This is a genomic window from bacterium (assembly GCA_026129405.1).
In the GTDB taxonomy this organism is placed as follows: Bacteria; Desulfobacterota; Binatia; order DP-6; family DP-6; genus JAHCID01.
Genome location: JAHCID010000007.1, coordinates 133,499 through 150,929, shown reverse-complemented (window position 1 = coordinate 150,929; position 17,431 = coordinate 133,499). Strand labels below are relative to the sequence as shown.

The window sequence follows — 17,431 nt, the reverse complement described above, 5'->3', positions numbered from 1 at the left end:
CGGTCGCGGTCCCGATCCTTGCTAACGGGCTCCGGGGGGGAGCGTCGGTGCCGGGACTCGAGTTTCTCTACGCCTTCGGGCGCGAGGTCATGGTCGCCCTGTACGAGGGCGGGCTGTGGATCCTCGTCGGCTTCGTCGTCGCCGGCATCCTCCACGTCTGGGTCGACCCGTCCCGGCTGGCGCGCCACCTCGGCGATCGCAGCCTCGGGGCGGCGCTGCGCGGGGCGGTGATCGGGGCGCCGATCCCGCTCTGCTCGTGCGCGGTGCTGCCCGCCGCGATCGAGCTGCGCAAGAAGGGCGCGAGCCGCGAGGCGACGCTCTCCTTCTTGATCACGACGCCGGAGGTGGGCGTCGACGCGGTGGCCTTCACCACCGCCTACTTCGGGCCGGTGATGGGCGTCATCCGGCCGCTGGTCGCGATCGTCACCGGCGTGGTCGCGGGCGCGCTGTCGCTGCGCATGCCGGACGACGGCCGGCCGCTCGCGGCGCCGCCGTGTCGGGTGCACCCGGACGGCGCCCCTGCGCCGGACGCCGCGCACGACCACGACCACGACCACGACGAGCACGCGCACCACGGCCACGACCACGGCGACCCGCTGGCCGCGGACGCCCCGGCGACGCCCGAGACGTTCGTCCAGAAGCTGCGGCGCGGCATGCGCTACTCCTTCGTCGACCTCTTCGACGACCTCGGCTTCTGGCTGGCCTTCGCCCTGGTCCTCACCGGCTTCCTCTCGGCCCTCCTGCCGGCCGACTTCTTCGACACCTACTTCCCGTCCTCGATCGCGGCGATGGCGCTGATGGTCGTCCTCGGCGCGCCGATGTACGTCTGCGCCAGCGCCTCGACGCCCCTCGCGGCGATGTTCGTCGCGAAGGGGGCGTCGGCCGGCGCGGCGCTCGTCTTCCTGCTCGTCGGGCCGCCGATGAACGGCGCCACGCTGGCCACCGTGCGGCGCTTCCTCGGGCCCGAGATGGTGCGGGTCTATCTCGGCTCCATCATCGGCGTGGCCATGGCCGCGGGGCTGCTCGTCGATCTCCTGCTGCCGGACCTCGGCGACATGGTGCGGCTCGGCGAGCCGCTCGAGCCCGAGGTGCTCGCGCCGCTGAAGACGCTCGGGATGCTCGTCTTCACCTGGTACCTCGTGCGCTCGCTGCGCCGCACCGGCCTGCGCGCCGGTCTCCACGAGATGTTCGCCAACGTGCGCGACGCCGCCGCGTGGGGACGCGAGATCGACCTCATGCCGCTGCTGCGCAGCCGCATCACGCAGGCGGTGCTGGCGGTGTGGGTCGCGGCGACGTTGCTGGAGGGCATCCACCGCGTGCCGCCGGGACAGCTCGGGCTGGTGCGCCGCTTCGGCGCCCTCGAGGGCGCGCCGCGCCAGCCCGGCCTGGTGTACGCGCTGCCGTTCATCGACGAGCTGTCGCTGGTGAAGACCGACGCGGTGCGCGAGCGTCCGATCAACTTCCTCGCCCGCCCCGGATCGCTCGAGCGCGACCGCGATCCCGAGGCCACGCTCTACGTCACCGCCGACGAGAACCTGATCGACATCCACGCCGAGGTGCAGTACCGGGCCGCGGATCCGGTCCGCTTCCGGCTCGAGGTCGAGGACCCCGACGCGGTGCTCGGCGCCGTCACCCGGGCGCAGCTCCTCCAGGCCATGGCGCTGCACCCGATCGACGCCACCTACACGCGCGATCGCGCCGAGGTGGAGACGTGGTTGCTGGGGCGCGTGCGCGCCGACGCCGAGAGGCTCGGGCTCGGCCTCTCGATCGTGTCGGTGCGCCTGCTCGACGTGCACGCGCCCGACACCGTGCACGAGGCGTTCCGCGACGTGGCGAGCGCCCACGAGGACCGCCTGACGACGATCCACCAGGCGACCGAGTATGCCAACGGCGTCGTGGCGGTGGCGCGCGGCGAGGCCGAGAAGCTGGTCGCGGAGTCGCAGGCCTGGGCCATGCAGCGCCTGGTGCAGGCGCACGGCGACTCATACCGCTTCCTGGCGCTCGCCGAGGTGCACCAGCAGGCGCCGGCGCTCACCGAAGCGCGGCTCTACGTCGAGACCGCGGAGCGCGTGCTGCCCGGCGCACGCAAGGTGATCCGGGCGACCGACGACGGGCCGCAGGGCTACGAGCTGTGGCTGCGCGGCGAGGGGATGGGCCAGCCGGCGCCGGCGATCGGCCCGGCGGTGGCCGCGAAGCCCCGGACGCCGCCGTCGATGGAAGAGCTGATGGAGGAGGACGACGAATGATGACGCGTGGCCGCGTGCTGCTCGCCGCCGGCGGCGTGCTCGCCCTGCTGCTCGTGCTGACGCCGTTCGTGGTGGACGAGACCGAGTACGCGATCGTCACCCGCTTCGGCCGGCCCGTGAAGGTCTACACCGACCCCGGCCTGCACGTGCGCATTCCCCTGATCGACCAGGTGGTCCGCCTCGACGCCCGCACGCTCCTCACCGAGCCGCCGCCGACCGAGTACCTGACGCTCGACAAGAAGAACATCGTCACCCGCTCGTTCCTCGCCTGGCGGGTGGCGGATCCGCTGCGCTATCTGCAGACGGTCGTCCTGCGCGACACGGCGGAGTCGCGTCTCGCCGCCGTCGCCGGCTCCGAGGTGGGCGCGGCGCTCGGCTCGGTCCCGTTCGAGGCGCTGGTGTCGACCGACCGCGCCAAGATGCGGCTCGACGCGCTGGTCGCGGACGTCGAGGAGCGCGTGCGCACGACCGCGGCGACGGAGTTCGGCATCGAGCTCGTCGCCTACCGGCTCGAGCGGCTGTCGTTCCCGCAGCAGAACGAGAACAGCGTCTACCAGCGCATGCGCGCCGAGCGGCAGCGCATCGCCAAGCAGTTCCGCTCGGAGGGCGAGGAGCAGGCCCTGCGCATCCGCGCCGAGGCCGACCGCGAGCGCGTGCGCATCATCTCCGAGGCCGAGCGTACGGCGGCCGAGACGCGCGGCAAGGCCGAGGCGGAGGCGGCGCGCATCTACGCCGACGCGCTCGGCCGGAACCCGGACTTCTACCGCTTCGTCCGCACGCTCGAGGCGTACGACAAGATCATCGACAAGGATACGACGCTCGTCCTCCCGGCGGACTCGCCGCTCATGAAGAGCCTCCTGAACGGCCCGCCCGCCGACGCCGCGCCGCTCGCCGCGCCGATCGCGGGCGAGGCAGCGGACCCTGCCGCGCGCGGCCGCACGCAGCCGGTGCGCAGCCCGGCCGCGATCCGCGGCCGGCGTCCGAGCTCGGGCGTCACCGCCGCCACCCCGCCCGGGCCGACCGCCGCCGCGCCGGTCGGCCGGGTGGCCGGCCGCGGACCGGCGGTGCCGTGACGGAACGGCTGCGCACGCTGCTCGCGCGGCGCGGGGTACGCGTCGGCCTCGGGCTCGGCGCGTTCGTCGCCTGGGTCGCGAGCGGCATCTACATGGTGCCGCCGACCAGCGTCGCGGTGACGCGCCTCTTCGGCGCCGTGCAGGATCAGGCCGTGCCGCCGGGTGTCCACTGGTGGTGGCCGCGCCCGATCGGCTGCGTCGATCGGGCGGAGGTGACGCGCACGTTCGCCATGCCCATCGGCGTGCGGCCGCAGGCGAAGCCCGACGCGACCGGGCACGACCTCGTCGATCCGATCGAGAGTCGCTGGGTGACCGGCGACACGAACATCATCCACCTGCGCAGCAAGGTGAGCTGGCGGATCGCCGATCCCGGCGCGTTCCTCCTGCGGACGCAGGATCCGGAGCGGCTGCTGCGCGTGGCCGTCGGCGCGGCGTTCACGGCGGCGACGAGCGGGATGCCGGTCGACGACATCCTGACCAGCGGCCGCCTCCTGCTGCGCGAGCAGGTGCAGCGCCGCGCCCAGGGAATGCTCGACGGCTGGCGCGTCGGCATCCAGGTGCTGTCGGTGAACCTCGACGGCGTCGACGCCCCCGCGCCGGTGGTGAAGGCGTTCCAGGAGGTGCAGAACGCGCGCGCCGACCGCGAGCGCCTCGTCTCCGAGGCCGAGGCCTACGCCAACACCACGGTACCCGTCGCCCGCGGCGAGGCGCAGAAGACGCTGCTCGAGGCGAAGGGGTTCGAGGATCGCCGCCTGAACGCCGCCCGCGCCGACGCCGACCGCTTCGCCCGGCTGGCCGCGGAGCACGATCGCGATCCCGCGCTGCTCGAGAAGCGGCTCTACCTCGAGACCGCGGAGCGCGTGATGCCGCGCGTGAAGCGCTACGTCCTCGAGCCGGGCGGCCGGCGCAGCATGCCGATCCGCATCCTCGAGTGACGCCGGCCTCAGGGCCGGTCGCGGGCCGGCAGCGCGGCCGGGCGGCCGAGCCGTGCCCGCACCCACGCCGGCACGGAGGCGCCGAGGTCGTCGAAGATGGCGTATGCGACCGGCGTCACGAGCAGCGTCAGCAGCAGCGAGAGCGACTGCCCGCCGATGACGACGACGGCGATCGTGTGGCGCTCCTCGGCGCCCGGCCCCGTGCCGAGGGCCAGCGGCAGCATGCCGGCGACGAGCGTCAGCGTCGTCATGAGGATCGGACGCAGCCGATCGCGGCTGCCGCGCAGGATGGCGCTGCGCCGGTCGAGGCCCAGCGCGCGCAGCTGCTTTATGTGGTCGACCTGGAGGATCGAGTTCTTCTTGACGACGCCGAACAGCACGAGGATGCCGAGCGCCGAGTAGAGGTTCAGCGTGTTGCCCGCGAGCCACAGCGACAGCAGCGCGAACGGGATCGCCAGCGGCAGCGACAGGAGGATCGTCACCGGGTCGATCAGGCTCTCGTACTGCGCGGCGAGGATCATGTACATGAACGCGATCGAGAGCAGGAACGCCCACAGGAACTCGACGAACGTGCGCTCCAGCTCGCGGCCGCGTCCCGAGACGTAGGTCGAGTAGCCCGGCGGCAGGCCCATCTCGGCGACGGCCAGCTTGATCGCGTCGAGGCGGTCGCCGAGCGCGTAGCCCGGGGCGACCGTGGCGCGGACGGCGGCGACGCGCTGGCGGTCGAGCCGGTCGATGCGCGACGCGGTCTCCGACGGCTGCAGCGACGCCACCCCGTCGAGTCGGACGAGGCCGCCGTCGCTGCGCGGCACGTAGAGGCGCGCGATCGTGTCCGGGTCGTTGCGGTCGCCCTCCTCGAGCCGGATCTGGACGTCGTAGTCCTCGTTGACGCTCGGGTCGATGAAGCGTGAGACGCGGTCGTCGCCGCCGACCATGAGCCGCATCGCGAGGGCCACGTCCTCGACGGCGACGCCGAGGTCGGCGGCGCGGTCGCGGTCGACGACGACCTGGAGCTCCGGCTTGTTGAGCTTGAGCGTCGTGTCGGCGTCCGCGATGCCGCCCATGGCGAGCATCCGATGGCGCAGCTCCTCGGACAGCTTGGCGAGCACGTCGAGGTCCGGGCCGCGGATGTTGAAGTCGATGTCGACCGGTGCGCCACCGAGGTTGAAGGCGGGCGCGTTGCGCACCGAGATGCGGAGGTCGGTGTACTGCCGCAGCTTCGCGCGCAGCGCCTGCATCACGTCGCGCTGCGTGTAGTTGTCGCGGAACGCGCCCAGCGGGTCGAGGCGGAGCAGGCCCGAGAGGAAGCGTGTGAGCGAGAAGTAGCGCTCCGCGTGCGGCGCGATGCGGACGTAGACCTGCGCCTGGTTCGTGCTGCCGAGGAACCCGCCGGCGACGGTCGAGAGCGCCGTCACCACGCCGGGCGTCGCGCGGATGTCCGCGACGACGCGCCGCACGGTGTCGTCCATCGCCGCGACGCTGGTGCCCTCCGGCGCGACGATGCTGACGTCGAACTCGGCCTCGTCGACGTCGGTCGGGACGTACTCCTGGCGGATGGCGCCGTAGAGCGGGATCGACGAGGCGATGACGACCAGCGCCAGGATCGCGACCAGCCGCGGGCGGTCGAGCACCCGTGCCAGCCAACGCTCGTAGAGCGCGTCGAGGCGGCCGTAGAGGCCCTCGCGCGAGTGGGCGTCGGCCGAGGTCTCCTCCGGCCGCAGCAGCCGCGCGCTCATGGTCGGCGTGAGCGTGAACGAGACGAGGAGGCTCACGAGGATCGCCACCGCCGCGGTCAGGCCGAACTGGTAGAGGAAGCGGCCCGAGATGCTCGACATGAACGAGACCGGCACGAACACCACGACGAGGCTCAGCGTCGTCGCCAGGACGGCGAGGCCGATCTCGGCGGTGGCCGCGCGCGCCGCCTCCATCGGCGCCATCTTCTTCTCCTCGACGAAGCGGAAGATGTTCTCGAGCACGACGATCGCGTCGTCGATGACGACGCCGACCATCAGCACGAGCGCCAGCATGGTGACGCTGTTCAGCGTGAAGCCGAGCGGCCACATGAAGGCGAAGGTGGCCACGACGGAGGTCGGGATCGCGATGCCGGCGATCAGCGTCGAGCGCCAGCTGCGCATGAAGAGCAGCACCACCAGGCAGGCGAGGATGCTGCCGAGCACGAGGTGCACCGTGATCTCGTGCAGGGCGGCGTGGATGTACCGCGACTGGTCGCGGATGATCTCGAGCCGCACGTCGGGCGGCAGCTGCGCGGTGATGCCGGCGAGGTTCTTCTTGACGGCTTCGATGACCGCGACGGTGTTGGCGCCGGTCTGCCGCCGCACCTCGAGGATCACCGTGGGGACGTCGTCGAGGCGGGCGATGGAGCGCTGCTCCTTGGTGCCGTCCTCGGCCCAGCCGACGTCGCGGACGCGGATCGGCGTGCCGTCGCGGGTGGCGACGACGAGGTCGGCGAAGGCGGCGGGGTCGCTGAGCCGCCCGATGGTGCGCAGGCTGTTCTCGACCGTGGCGCCGGTGACGTTGCCGCCGGGCACCTGCGTGTTCTGGCGTAGGATGGCGTCGCGGATGGCGGTGATGGGCAGGCCGAACGCGGCGACGCGATCGGCGTCGACCCAGACGTTGATCGCCCGTTCGAGCTGGCCGACCAGCAGCACCTCGCCGACGCCGCTCGAGCGCTCGAGCTGCGGCTTCACGATGCGGTCGGCGATGTCGGTGAGCTCGCGCAGCGGCCGGTCGGCGGAGAGGGCGATGGTGAGGACGGGCGTCGACTCGTTGTCGAACTTCGCCACCTGGGGCGGCTCGAGCTCCGGCGGCAGGTCCTGGAGCGCGGTCTGCACGCGGTCGCGCACGTCCTGCGCCGCGAGATCGCCGTTGCGCTCCAGCGCGAAGCTCGCCGCGATGAAGGTCGCGCCGGCGCCGGACACCGAGCGCAGCTCGTCGAGGCCCTCGACGGTGTTGACCGCCTCCTCGAGCCGCTGCGCGACCTCGGTCTCCATCTCCTCCGGCGCCGCGCCGGGGAGCAGGCTGCGCACGCGCACCTGCGGGATGTCGACGGTGGGGAAGCGGTCGACGCCGAGCTGCAGGTAGGCGGTGCCGCCCACCACCACCAGCGCCAGGATCAGCATGCTGGCGAAGATGGGCCGCCGGATGCAGACCTCGGCGAGCTTCTGCACCCGCTACGGCTCCGCCACGACGGCCTGGCCGCCGGTCAGGTTGCCCGGCGCGACGATGACCGCCTCGCCGGCGGCGAGCCCGTCGACCACCTCGACCACATCGGCGCTCTTGCGGCCGAGCCGGACGCGCTTCTCGGTGACCTTGCCGTCGGCGACGCCGAGCACCTTCGTCACGCCGGCGAACGAGACCACCGCGGACGCCGGCACGAGCACCGCCGGCTGCTCGGGATCGACGACGACGTCGGCGCGCGCGTAGGCGCCGGGGCGCAGCCCGCCGTCGGCGTTCGGCACCTCCGCCTCGATCATGATCGTGCGGGTTCTCTCGTCGACCGCGGGGCTGATGCGTACGACGCGGCCCTCGGCGGGGATCGGATGGCCCTCGACCTCGACGCGCACCGTCTGCCCGGTACGCAGGCTCGCGGCCTCGCGCTCGGGGATCGGCAGACGCAGGCGCAACGGGTGCTGGCGCACGATCGTCACCACCGCGGCGCCGACGTCGAGGTAGCCGCCCACCGAGAGGTGGCGCTCGCGCACGGCGCCGTCGAACGGGGCGCGCAGGGTGGCGTCGGCGAGCTGCTGCTCGGCGAGCGCGAGCTGCGTGCGGCGCTCGGCCAGCAGCGCCTGCCGATTGCGCACCTCCTCGAGCGCCTCCTGGTAACGCGCCTCGGCGACGCGCCAGTCGGCGTCGGCCTGATCGAGCTCGGCGCGCGAGAGGATGCCGTCCTTCTGCAGGCTGGCGTAGCGCTCGCGCTGGAGGCGGGCCTGCTCGAGCACCGCGCGCGCCTGGCGGACGAGAGCGGCCTTCGCGGGCTCGACCTCGTCGGCGTCACCGTCGAGGGGGACGCCGAGCCGCGCCCGCGCCTGCGCCAGCGCCGTCCGCGCCTGCTCGACGCGCAGGCGGAAGTCGGTCGGATCGAGCACGGCGACGACGTCGCCGGCGCGCACGACCGAGCCCAGGTCGACCGGCAGCTCGGTCAGGCGGCCGGCCACCTTGGTGTTGAGCACGACCTGGTCCTCGGCGGCGAGCGTGCCGGTGGCCGTGACCGTGCGGGGCAGGGTGCCGGCGTCGGCCCGTACCAGCGTGACGGCCTTCGGCTCGGCGGCCTTCGGCCGCGCGGTCGCGTCGGCGTCGCCCTGTCCGCACCCGCTCTCCAGGGCCGCCAGCACGAGGACCAGGACGGCGACGGCGGCGTGGACGCGGGGGAAGGCGGGCACCACGGCGAATCTTAGAGCATGAGGACGAGCGCGATGCATGCATGCACGGACGGACGGGCTCGCGTTGGACGCCGGTGCGCGGTCCGGATTCAGGCCGTGCCGGTTTGAGCGCCCGGCGCGGTGCGTGGTACGCGGACGGGATCGTGTCCGACGGGCTCGACGCCGACCTCTTCCGCCGCATCCAGGACCGCGTCGCCGTGGTCGGCATCGGCCACCTGCCATTCGCCAAGGACATCGGCAGGCCGATCGCCGACACCGCGGTCGAGGCCATCCAGCTGGCCCTGCGCGACGCCGGCCTCCCCAACGAGGCCGTGGACGGCATGTGCATGCTGGAGATGGAGGCCACGCACGAGGTCTCCATCGCCCGCCGCCTGGGGGTCGACCAGCTGACGTGGTGGTCCAAGATCTCCTACGGCGGCGGCGCGTCGAGCGGCACGCTCATGCATGCGGCGGCGGCGATCGCGTCTGGCCTCGCCACCACCGTCGTCTGCCACCGTGCCCGCAACCGCGGCGCCAAGACGTCGCGTCCGTGGGCCAACGAGCGCACGCTCGTAAAGGACGACAAGGCGCTGCACACCCCGTGGGGGCTGATCCGCCCGGTCGACGTCATCGGCATGTGGGCCCATCGTCACATGTACGAGTTCGGCACCACCCGCGAGCACCTCGGCAACGTCGCGATCGCCGCCCGCAAGCACGCGCAGCAGAACCCCTACGCGATGATGCGCGGCCGCCCGCTCGACCTGGAGACCTACCTCGCCGGCCGCGTCATCGGCTGGCCGCTGACGCTCTACGACTGCTGCCTCGAGACCGACGGTGCGCTCGCCTGCGTCCTCACCACCGTCGAGCGCGCGCGCGATCTGCGCCAGAAGCCGGTCCTCGTGCACGCGGTGGCGCAGGCGTCGGGCCCGAACCCGACGCACCTCGCCAACTACAACAACTGGCCGACGATGGAGACGACCGGGAAATGGTGCGGCGACCTCCTGTGGTCGCGCGCGCAGCTGCGGCCGGCGGACATGGACTGCGCGCAGATCTACGACGCCTTCACGCCGCAGGTGATCATGGGGCTCGAGGACTACGGCTTCTGCAAGCGCGGCGAGGGCGGGCCGTTCACCGAGGGCGGCCGCATCGAGCTCGGCGGCGCGCTGCCGGTGCTCACCTCCGGCGGTGGGCTCTCCGAGGCCTACGTGCACGGCTTCAACCTCGTCCTCGAGGGCGTGCGGCAGATCCGCGGCACGTCCGTGAACCAGGTCCCGGGCTGCAAGGCGACGCTCGTCACCGGCGCCTCGGGCGTCGCGACCAGCGCGGTGGTGCTCCGTGGCGAGTGACCGCTTCCTCGAGGACGATCGGCCGCTGCATGCCGACTACCCGCTGCCGGATCTCGACGACCCGATCATGCGGCCGTTCTGGGACGGCTGCCGCGAGGGCCGGCTCATGCAGCAGCGCGACCGCGTGACGGGCGCCTGCCACTGGCCGCCGAAGCCGCTCTACTGGCAGGACGGCACGCGCCTCGCGTGGTTCGAGGCGAGCGGCCGGGGGACCGTCTACACCTACGTCGTCGCGCAGCCGCCGTTCCTGCCGGCGATGGAGCACCTGCTGCCGCACATCATGGTGGTCGTCGAGCTGGCCGAGGGTCCGCGCATCGTCGGGCACATGGTGCGCACGCCGCCCGACGCCATGCGCATCGGGCTGCCCGTGCGGGTGTGCTGGAAGCGCCTCACCGACCAGGTCACGCTCCCGGTGTGGGAGCCCGATCCGGACGCCGCCTGAGCGCCTGCCGCGCCGCGCCGCCGCCTCAGCCGGCCTTGGCGACGTCGTCGAAGTCCGTCGACAGCGACAGCGCCTCCCACGCCGCCAGCTCCGCCGACAGGGCGTCGAGCTTGGCGCGCACGAAGCGCACCGCGTCGGGCCCGAGGAGCAGGTGCCCGGGCGGATCGAGCGACGTGACCAGCGTCAGGATCGCGCGTGCCGCCTTCTGCGGATCGCCCGGCTGCGTGCCGTTCGACCGGGCGCGGTTCGCGCGCACCGGCTCGTAGGACGCGTCGTAGTCGGCGATCCGGCGCGGCGCGCGCAGCATCGAGCGGCCGGCCCAATCGGTGCGGAAGCGTCCGGGCTCGACCGCGGTGACGCCGATGCCGAACGGCGCGACCTCCTGGCGCAGCGTCTCGGTGATGCCCTCCAGCGCGAACTTGCTCGCGTGGTAGAATCCGAGGCCCGGGAACGTCGTGAGGCCGCCCATCGAGGTGACGTTGACGATGTGGCCGCGCCGCCGTGTGCGCATGTGGGGCAGGACCGCCTGGATCACCGCCACCGCGCCGACGACGTTGACCTCCAGCTGGCGGTGCAAGTCGACGAGCGATCCCTCCTCGACGAGGCCCTCGAAGCCGTAGCCCGCGTTGTTGACGAGCACGTCGATCGCGCCGACGTCGGCCTCGACCTCGGTGACGACGCGCGGCACCGCGGGCAGGTCGGTGACGTCGAGGAGGAAGCCGAAGGAACGACCCGGCGCGAGCGCGTCGAAGGCGGCGCGCGCGGCCGCCGCGCGCACCGTGCCGGCGACGCGGTGGCCGTCGGCCAGCGCGGCTTCGGCGAGCGCGCGGCCGAAGCCCGTGCTCACGCCGGTGATGAAGAACGTCTTCGGATCAGCCATGGCGCCAGAAGGCACCCGGCGCGCGACGAAGTACACCTGTCCTTTGGGACAGGCCGTCAGCCCTGCCGCTGCACGAGGACGCCGTACCAGCCGAGCCCGGCGTAGGTCTCGTAGCCGGGCGTCAGCGCGAAGCCGACGACGCTGCCGGCGCCGTCGCCGTAGCTGCCCATCGTGCGGCCGCGGGTGTCGAGCGGGAAGGTCTCGGCGAGGATGCCGCGGCGGTCCGAGGCGGCGAGGACGCGGTGGTGCGCGTCGAGGATCAGCTGGCGGGTGCGCGGGCGCTCCTCGTCGAGGAGACGCACGCCGTCGACCACCGTCTGCGCCTGGCCCTCCCAGTCGAAGAAGATGCCGAGGACGCCGGTCGGCTCGCCGTACGTCTCGCCGCCGGCACGGATCGCGGCGGCGTAGGTCGCGACCGAGCGTCCGCCGAGGCCCGCGTTGCAGGCGATGTCGGCGACCGCGTACGCGCTGCCGTCGCGGGTCGCGAGCGCCTGGCGGAACCACGGCTCGTGCGCCACCTGCCGGCCGGCGGCGTCGGGGTAGCGCTCGGGGCGCCCGTTGGCGAGCACGGTGCCGCGGGCGTCGACGACCCAGAGGTCGAGATAGACGGTGTACGAGTCGAGGATCACGCCGAGGCGGCGGCTGGCGTGCGCGCGCCGCTCGGCGGTCGGTCCGGCGGCGCAGTCGACGACGGCGGAGTCGGTCGCCCACCAGCGTACGTCGCACGAGCGCTCGTAGAGGTTGCGGTCGATGATCTCGATCATGTTGCGCGCCAGATCGGCGAGCCGCGTGCCGCGGACGTTGGTGACCAGCTGCGTGCCCAGCCGGTCCAGCTCCGCGAGCCGGGCCGCGAGGGCGCCCTGGAGCCCGTCGGTCACCCGGTTCACCTCGGCGCTGAACTCGCCGATCTCCTTCGCCACCACCGCGAAGCCGCGGCCCGCCTGGCCGGCGCGGCCCGCCTCGATGAGCGAGTTCAGGGCCAGGATCTTGGTGCGCCCGGTGATGCGCTGGAGATCGCGCACGTTGCGCCGGGCGACGTCCGATACCTCACGGGAGAGGGCGAGGATGCGCTCGGGCATGGTGAGCGCACTATCGGCCACTTCGCCGCCGTTCTTGAGGCGTCGGGGGCAGGGTCGGGTCTCACGCCGCCCGCCCGCGTTGCTCCTCCTCACCATCGCGACGGCCATGCCTCGTCGTCGCGCCGCGCCGGGCGGCGCGATCCCACCCGATCTTCGGCAACGAACTTCGGACTCGGGACACTAGTGCGCCGGGAGGCCGCTGCGCCAGGCGAGCGCCTTCGGCGTCAGGCGGTGGAAGAACCCCGGCGTGAGCCGCTTGAGACGCCACAGCCAGCGACCGTCGCCATGGGGCAGGATGTAGAGGGCGTCGCGCGCGACGCCGTCGAGGGCGATGCGTGCGACGGCGTCGGCCTGGACGCCGGCGCGGCGCATGAGCGCCGCGGCCATGTCGCGCATGGCGGCGTCGCCCGAGATGCGCGACGCCGCGACGATGCCGGTCTGGAAGAACGTCGGGCAGAGCACGCTGACGCCGATGCCGAGCGGCACGAGCTCGCCGTAGAGCGTCTCCGAGAGCGCCACGACGCCCGCCTTGCTGACGTTGTAGGGTCCCATCAGCGGCGCCGCGAGCAGGCCCGCCGCCGAGGCGACGTTGAGCAGGTGGCCGCGCCCCTGGCGGCGCAGGCGGGGTACGAAGACGTGGCAGCCGTGGATCGGTCCCCACAGGTTGACGCCGAGCGTCCACTCCCAGTCGGCCGTCGGGACGTCGCCGACGGCGCCGCCGGCCGCGACGCCGGCGTTGTTGACCACGAGGTCGACGCCGCCGAGGAGGCGCTCGGTCTCGTCGGCGAGCTGCTCCACCTCGGCGAGCCGCGTGACGTCGCAGGAGACCGCGTGCGCCTCGGCACCGCCGAGCGCCGCGACGGTGGCCGCGGCGGCGTCGGCGTCGACGTCGCTCACGACGAGACGCCCGCCGCGTCGCGCGAGCTCGACGCACAGCGCGCGACCGAGCCCGCCGCCGGCTCCGGTGACGACCGCGCGCGGTGCGTGGGGGAGAGGCATCGGCGCCGTGTAGGCCGCGGTCGATGCGGTGTCAACGCGCATGCGAACCTTGCGTGGGCGTGCCCGGCGCGTACGGTGCGCGGCATGAGCGCCACCGACACGATCCCGCAGTTCGCGAAAATGCTCGGCAACCTCGACGCCTGGCTCGCGAAGGCCGTCGCGTTCGCCGAGCAGAGGAAGTTCCCCCCCGACGTGCTCGCACAGGCCCGCCTCGCGCCCGATCAGTACGAGCTGGCGCGCCAGGTGCAGTCGGCGTGCGACGCCGCGAAGTTCGCCGCGGCGTACCTGTCGGGCGAGGCCGCGCCGTCGCACCCGGACACCGAGACCACGGTGACCGAGCTGCGCGCGCGCGTCGCCACGTGCCTCGCCTACCTGCGCGGCGTCGGCGCGGAGCAGCTCGCCGGCTTCGCGACCCGGCGCGTCGCGCCGCCGTGGCTGCAGGGCAAGTGGATGCGCGGCGATCGCTACCTCACCGAGGTGGCGATCCCGAACTTCTACTTCCACGTGACCACGGCGTACGCGATCCTGCGCCACAACGGCGTCGAGCTCGGCAAGATGGACTACATCGGCGGGCTGCCGATCGAGGAGGGGTGAGGGCGGCCGATCGGCTCAGGGCCACGGGCCGAGCCAGCCGGCGGCGGCGCCCGCGAGCGCCAGCACCAGCGCCGCGGGGACGATCGCGCGGCGCAGCCCGGGCGCACCGAGTGCGATGCAGAGCGCGGTCTTGGTCGCGGTGTTCGCCAGCACCGCGATCAGCACCGTGCGCGCCGCCGCCGGCAGCGCGGCGGGCGTCGTCGCGGTGAGGCTCGCCATCGACAGCGCGACGGCGTCGGTGTCGGTGAGACCGGCGAGGGCGCCGGCGAGGTAGAGCCCGCCGTCGCCGAGCCGCTGCTCCGCGACGCGGACGGCGATCAGCACGAGCGCGTACACGGCTCCGAAACGCAGCGCCGTCGTGAGCTCGAACGGATTGGCGCCGACGGCGACGTTGCCGCGCTCCTGCGGCCGCGTGCGCCACCACAGCGCGGCGCAGATGGCGGCGCTCGCGACGCCCATCGCCCCGAGTGGGACGACGAGCGCCGCTGCGAGCGGCGGATGCGCCACGCACACGAGGATCCACACGCGCACCAGCATCACGCTCCAGGCGAGGAGGACCGCCAGCGCCAGGTCGCGGGCGAGCTGCGGGACGTCGCGGCTGCGGCGGGCGAGCCCGAGCGTCGACGCGGTGCTCGACACCAGCCCGCCGAGGAGACCCGTCAGGCCGAGCCCGTGCTCGCTGCCGAGGACCTTCACGAGCACGTAGCCGACGAAGTCGACGCCGGCGATGAGGACCACCATCCACCACAGCCGCTGCGGGTTGAGGACGTCGAACGGCGGCGGCCCGAGCGGGCGATCGGGCAGGAGCGGCAGGACGACGACGGTGATGATCGCGAACTTGAGCGTCGCCTCGACGTCGGCGGGCTCGACGTGCCGCGCGAGCCGGTGCAGCCAGCCCTTCAACGTGAGGAGGAGCACGCTCGCCACCGCCGCCATCGCCGCGACGCCGATCCAGCCGCTGCCGCACAGCGTGCCGAGGAGGAACGCCAGCAGCGCCGTGATCTCCGAGGTGAGCCCGAGATGCCCGCGATCGGAGGTGGCGACGTAGGAGGTGACGAGCAGCGCGGCCAGCCCGACGAAGGCGACGGTCGCGATCGCCGGCAACCCGAGCTGCGTCTGCACCACGGCGCAGAGCGCGCCGAGGAGCGTGACCAGCGCGAACGTGCGGACGCCGCCGAAGGTGCCGTCGGGCTCGCGCGCCCGCTCGCGCTCGAGGCCGAGGAGCAGGCCCAGCGCGAGCGCGGCGCCGAGGCGCCACGCCAGCGTGACGTCGTCCGGCGGATCGATCACCAGCGATGCAGCTCGGGGAGCACCTCGGCTGCGAAGAGCCGCAGGCTGGCCTCGACGCGCTCGATCGGCAGCGAGCCGTAGCGCGCGATGACGGCGAGCTCGAAGTCGCCGATCGCGGCGCGGCGCGCGCGCAGCTTCTCGAGGATCGTCGCCGGCGAGCCGTAGCTCTGCACCTGGAGGTACATCTGCGCCTGGTCTTCCTTGCCGATCGCCGACAGCACCTCGGACGCCTGCGCGTACATCTCGTAGCCGCGCGTACCCCGGAAGTGCGCGCCGGTGAGCTCGTAGTGGTCCAGCACCGAGAGGTAGTACTCGGCCATGTGCACCCGCGCCGCGTCGGCGGCCTCGGCGTCGGTCGGGGCACAGAGCATGAGATCGGAGGTGAGCGGCCCGGGCGGCGTCCCCGCCTGCGTTTCGCCCCACACGCGCCGGTAGGTCGCGAGCGACGTCGCCGCCCACGTCTCCCACGGGATCTGCGAGAAGATCGCGAGCCGCGCCCCGAGGCGCGCCGCCTGCTCGACCGAGTCCGGCGACATGCCGATGGCGTACAGCCGATCGCGGAACCCGCGCAGCGGCCGCGGCCGGATGTCGGTGCGCGGCTGCGGGTAGTAGGTGCCGCTCCCCTCCATCCAGCCGCGATCGGTCGCCTCGAGGACGAGCCGCGCCGCCTCGTCGAAGCGATCGCGCGACTCGGCCATGTCGACGCCGAAGCCCGCATACTCTCCGCGCGCGAGCCCACGCCCGAGCCCGAGCACCGCCCGGCCGTTCGAGAGATGATCGAGCAGCACGATCTTCTCCGCCACCCGCAGCGGATCGTTCCAGGGCAGGATGAACGCCCCCGTTCCGAGCCCGATGCGCTCCGTCCGCGCCGCCAGCCACGACAGGAACTGCGCGTTGTCGGGACAGGCCGCATAGTCGAAGAAGTGGTGCTCGACCACGAACACCTTGTCGAACCCGAGCGGCTCCGTGAGCTCCGCGATGCGCCGCTCGACCGCGAAGTGCTCCGCGTCGGAGAGCGCGCCCCGGTAGTTCTGGAAGATGAGCTGGAGGGCGACCTGCATGCGGCGGGCGTAGCACACGGCGGCCGGCGCGCGCACGACGCGGGGCGGAGCCGCGCCGACGACGGCGAGCCCGGCGCCTGGGAGCGGCGCGACCTCGGCTGGCGCACCGGCGAGCTCCGTGGCCTCCCGTTGCCCCCGCCCGCGCCGCGGTGCTACCGCGGCCCCATGTCCCACGCCCTCGTCGTCCGGGCCACGCGCGGCCCGGTCGCGCCGCTCACCTGCTGGACGTCGCCGGCGCACGCCGTGGCGGTGGCGGCGTTCCGCGGGAAGCGCCCGCCGCGGCTGCGCTGAGCGTGCGCAGCCCGTATCCACTGTCGAGCGGCGCGATCGTTCGTGCCTCGCTCGAGGTCTACCGGCGGCAATTCACCGTCCTCTTCGTCACCGCGGCGCTGCTCGGCCTGCCGGGTGCGTTGGCGGGGCTCGGCGGCTCGCCGGTGCCGGAGTCGGGCGGCGAGATCCTCGCCCTGCTCGCGGTCGGCGTCGTCGAGGTGCTCGCCTCGGTCGTCGCCATCGTACAGGTGGCGGCGGCGCGGCGTGGCGCGGCGCCGACGCTGGCGGGTGGCGTCACCGCCGGCGCGCAGCGTCTGCTGTCGGTCCTCGGGGCGCTCGGCCTGTCGACGGTGTGGGTGATGGCGGTCGCCGCGCCGATGGCGGTGCTCGCCGGCGGCGTGTGGGTCGTCGTGCCGCGCAGCGACGATCCGCAGATCGTCGCGCTGGAGGCGTCGGTGCTCCTGCTCGTCGTCCTCGTGCCGGCGACGTGGATGATGCTGCGCTACTTCTTCGTGGTGGTCGTGGCCGCGCTCGAGCCGGGTACGCCGCCGCTGCGACGCTCGGCGGCGCTCGCGCGCGGCGCCTACTGGAAGCTCGGCGTCGTCGGCCTGGTCGGCTGGCTCGCCTGGATGCCCGCCACGGTCCTGCCGTGGGCGGACAGCCTCGGCGGTCTCGTCGGCGACGGCCCGGACACGACGACGGGCATGGCGCTCCAGATCGCCGCCTGGCTCGCCGCCGCGCTCGCCGTGCCCTTCAGCGCCGCGTTGACGGTGCTCGTCTACGACGACCAGCGTGCCCGCACGGACGCCGCGGCATAGGTCACGCGGGTACGGG

The 17,431-nt window shown here is 73.5% G+C and carries 14 protein-coding genes; 7 read left to right on the top strand and 7 right to left on the bottom strand.

Features of this window, described 5'->3' with window-relative positions:
• The first annotated feature begins 47 nt into the window (after positions 1-47).
• From KIT14_21110 to hflK, 3 genes are read left to right on the top strand one after another with little or no spacing between them, the layout of a single operon-like run.
• Positions 48-2,246, top strand: coding sequence for an SO_0444 family Cu/Zn efflux transporter (locus KIT14_21110; GenBank protein MCW5893023.1), 2,199 nt, complete (start codon positions 48-50; stop codon positions 2,244-2,246).
• On the top strand, positions 2,243-3,319 hold the full coding sequence (locus KIT14_21105; GenBank protein MCW5893022.1) for a protease modulator HflC: 1,077 nt from the start codon (positions 2,243-2,245) through the stop codon (positions 3,317-3,319). Before KIT14_21110 ends, KIT14_21105 begins: the two co-directional genes overlap by 4 nt.
• Entirely contained in the window at positions 3,316-4,254 is a 939-nt protein-coding gene (gene hflK / locus KIT14_21100) for an FtsH protease activity modulator HflK (protein ID MCW5893021.1), read from the top strand. Before KIT14_21105 ends, hflK begins: the two co-directional genes overlap by 4 nt.
• Before the next feature lie 8 nt (positions 4,255-4,262).
• Here the strand turns inward: hflK and KIT14_21095 are convergent, their stop codons facing one another.
• Together KIT14_21095 and KIT14_21090 are read right to left on the bottom strand one after the other, a co-directional pair.
• Positions 4,263-7,442 carry an efflux RND transporter permease subunit gene (locus KIT14_21095; GenBank protein ID MCW5893020.1) on the bottom strand — a complete coding sequence of 1,060 codons (3,180 nt, stop codon included), beginning with the start codon at positions 7,440-7,442 and terminating at the stop codon, positions 4,263-4,265.
• Between the two features lie 3 nt (positions 7,443-7,445).
• Positions 7,446-8,657: an efflux RND transporter periplasmic adaptor subunit gene (locus KIT14_21090; GenBank protein MCW5893019.1), complete on the bottom strand. Its 1,212-nt coding sequence runs from the start codon at positions 8,655-8,657 to the stop codon at positions 7,446-7,448.
• Positions 8,658-8,836: 179 nt separating this feature from the next.
• On the opposite strand from KIT14_21090, the gene KIT14_21085 reads away from it, so the two are divergent.
• Positions 8,837-9,982, top strand: a complete 1,146-nt coding sequence (locus KIT14_21085) for a lipid-transfer protein (protein ID MCW5893018.1) — start codon at positions 8,837-8,839, stop codon at positions 9,980-9,982.
• On the top strand, positions 9,972-10,424 hold the full coding sequence (locus KIT14_21080) for an OB-fold domain-containing protein (protein ID MCW5893017.1): 453 nt from the start codon (positions 9,972-9,974) through the stop codon (positions 10,422-10,424). The genes KIT14_21085 and KIT14_21080 overlap by 11 nt, the downstream gene beginning before the upstream one ends.
• A gap of 25 nt (positions 10,425-10,449) precedes the next feature.
• On the opposite strand, the gene KIT14_21075 is transcribed toward KIT14_21080, so the two are convergent.
• The 3 genes from KIT14_21075 to KIT14_21065 form a co-directional block, all read right to left on the bottom strand.
• Positions 10,450-11,304: an oxidoreductase gene (locus KIT14_21075; protein MCW5893016.1), complete on the bottom strand. Its 855-nt coding sequence runs from the start codon at positions 11,302-11,304 to the stop codon at positions 10,450-10,452.
• Positions 11,305-11,360: 56 nt separating this feature from the next.
• Complete coding sequence (locus KIT14_21070; protein MCW5893015.1) at positions 11,361-12,479, bottom strand: chemotaxis protein; 1,119 nt, start codon at positions 12,477-12,479, stop codon at positions 11,361-11,363.
• 84 nt (positions 12,480-12,563) lie between these two features.
• A complete protein-coding gene (locus tag KIT14_21065) occupies positions 12,564-13,382 on the bottom strand; it encodes an SDR family NAD(P)-dependent oxidoreductase (GenBank protein MCW5893014.1) in 819 nt (272 codons plus the stop codon).
• Between the two features lie 84 nt (positions 13,383-13,466).
• Between KIT14_21065 and KIT14_21060 the strand changes: the two genes are divergently transcribed.
• On the top strand, positions 13,467-13,976 hold the full coding sequence (locus tag KIT14_21060; GenBank protein ID MCW5893013.1) for a DUF1993 domain-containing protein: 510 nt from the start codon (positions 13,467-13,469) through the stop codon (positions 13,974-13,976).
• 15 nt (positions 13,977-13,991) lie between these two features.
• Here the strand turns inward: KIT14_21060 and KIT14_21055 are convergent, their stop codons facing one another.
• Both KIT14_21055 and KIT14_21050 read right to left on the bottom strand, forming a co-directional pair.
• Positions 13,992-15,266 (bottom strand): MgtC/SapB family protein, encoded by a 1,275-nt coding sequence (locus KIT14_21055; GenBank protein MCW5893012.1) that lies wholly within the window; start codon positions 15,264-15,266, stop codon positions 13,992-13,994.
• Positions 15,263-16,327, bottom strand: coding sequence for an LLM class flavin-dependent oxidoreductase (locus KIT14_21050; protein MCW5893011.1), 1,065 nt, complete (start codon positions 16,325-16,327; stop codon positions 15,263-15,265). The genes KIT14_21055 and KIT14_21050 overlap by 4 nt, the downstream gene beginning before the upstream one ends.
• Positions 16,328-16,620: 293 nt before the next feature.
• Between KIT14_21050 and KIT14_21045 the strand changes: the two genes are divergently transcribed.
• The gene (locus tag KIT14_21045) at positions 16,621-17,415 is read left to right on the top strand and encodes a hypothetical protein (protein ID MCW5893010.1); all 795 of its coding nucleotides are present in this window, start codon (positions 16,621-16,623) and stop codon (positions 17,413-17,415) included.
• Positions 17,416-17,431 lie beyond the last annotated feature (16 nt).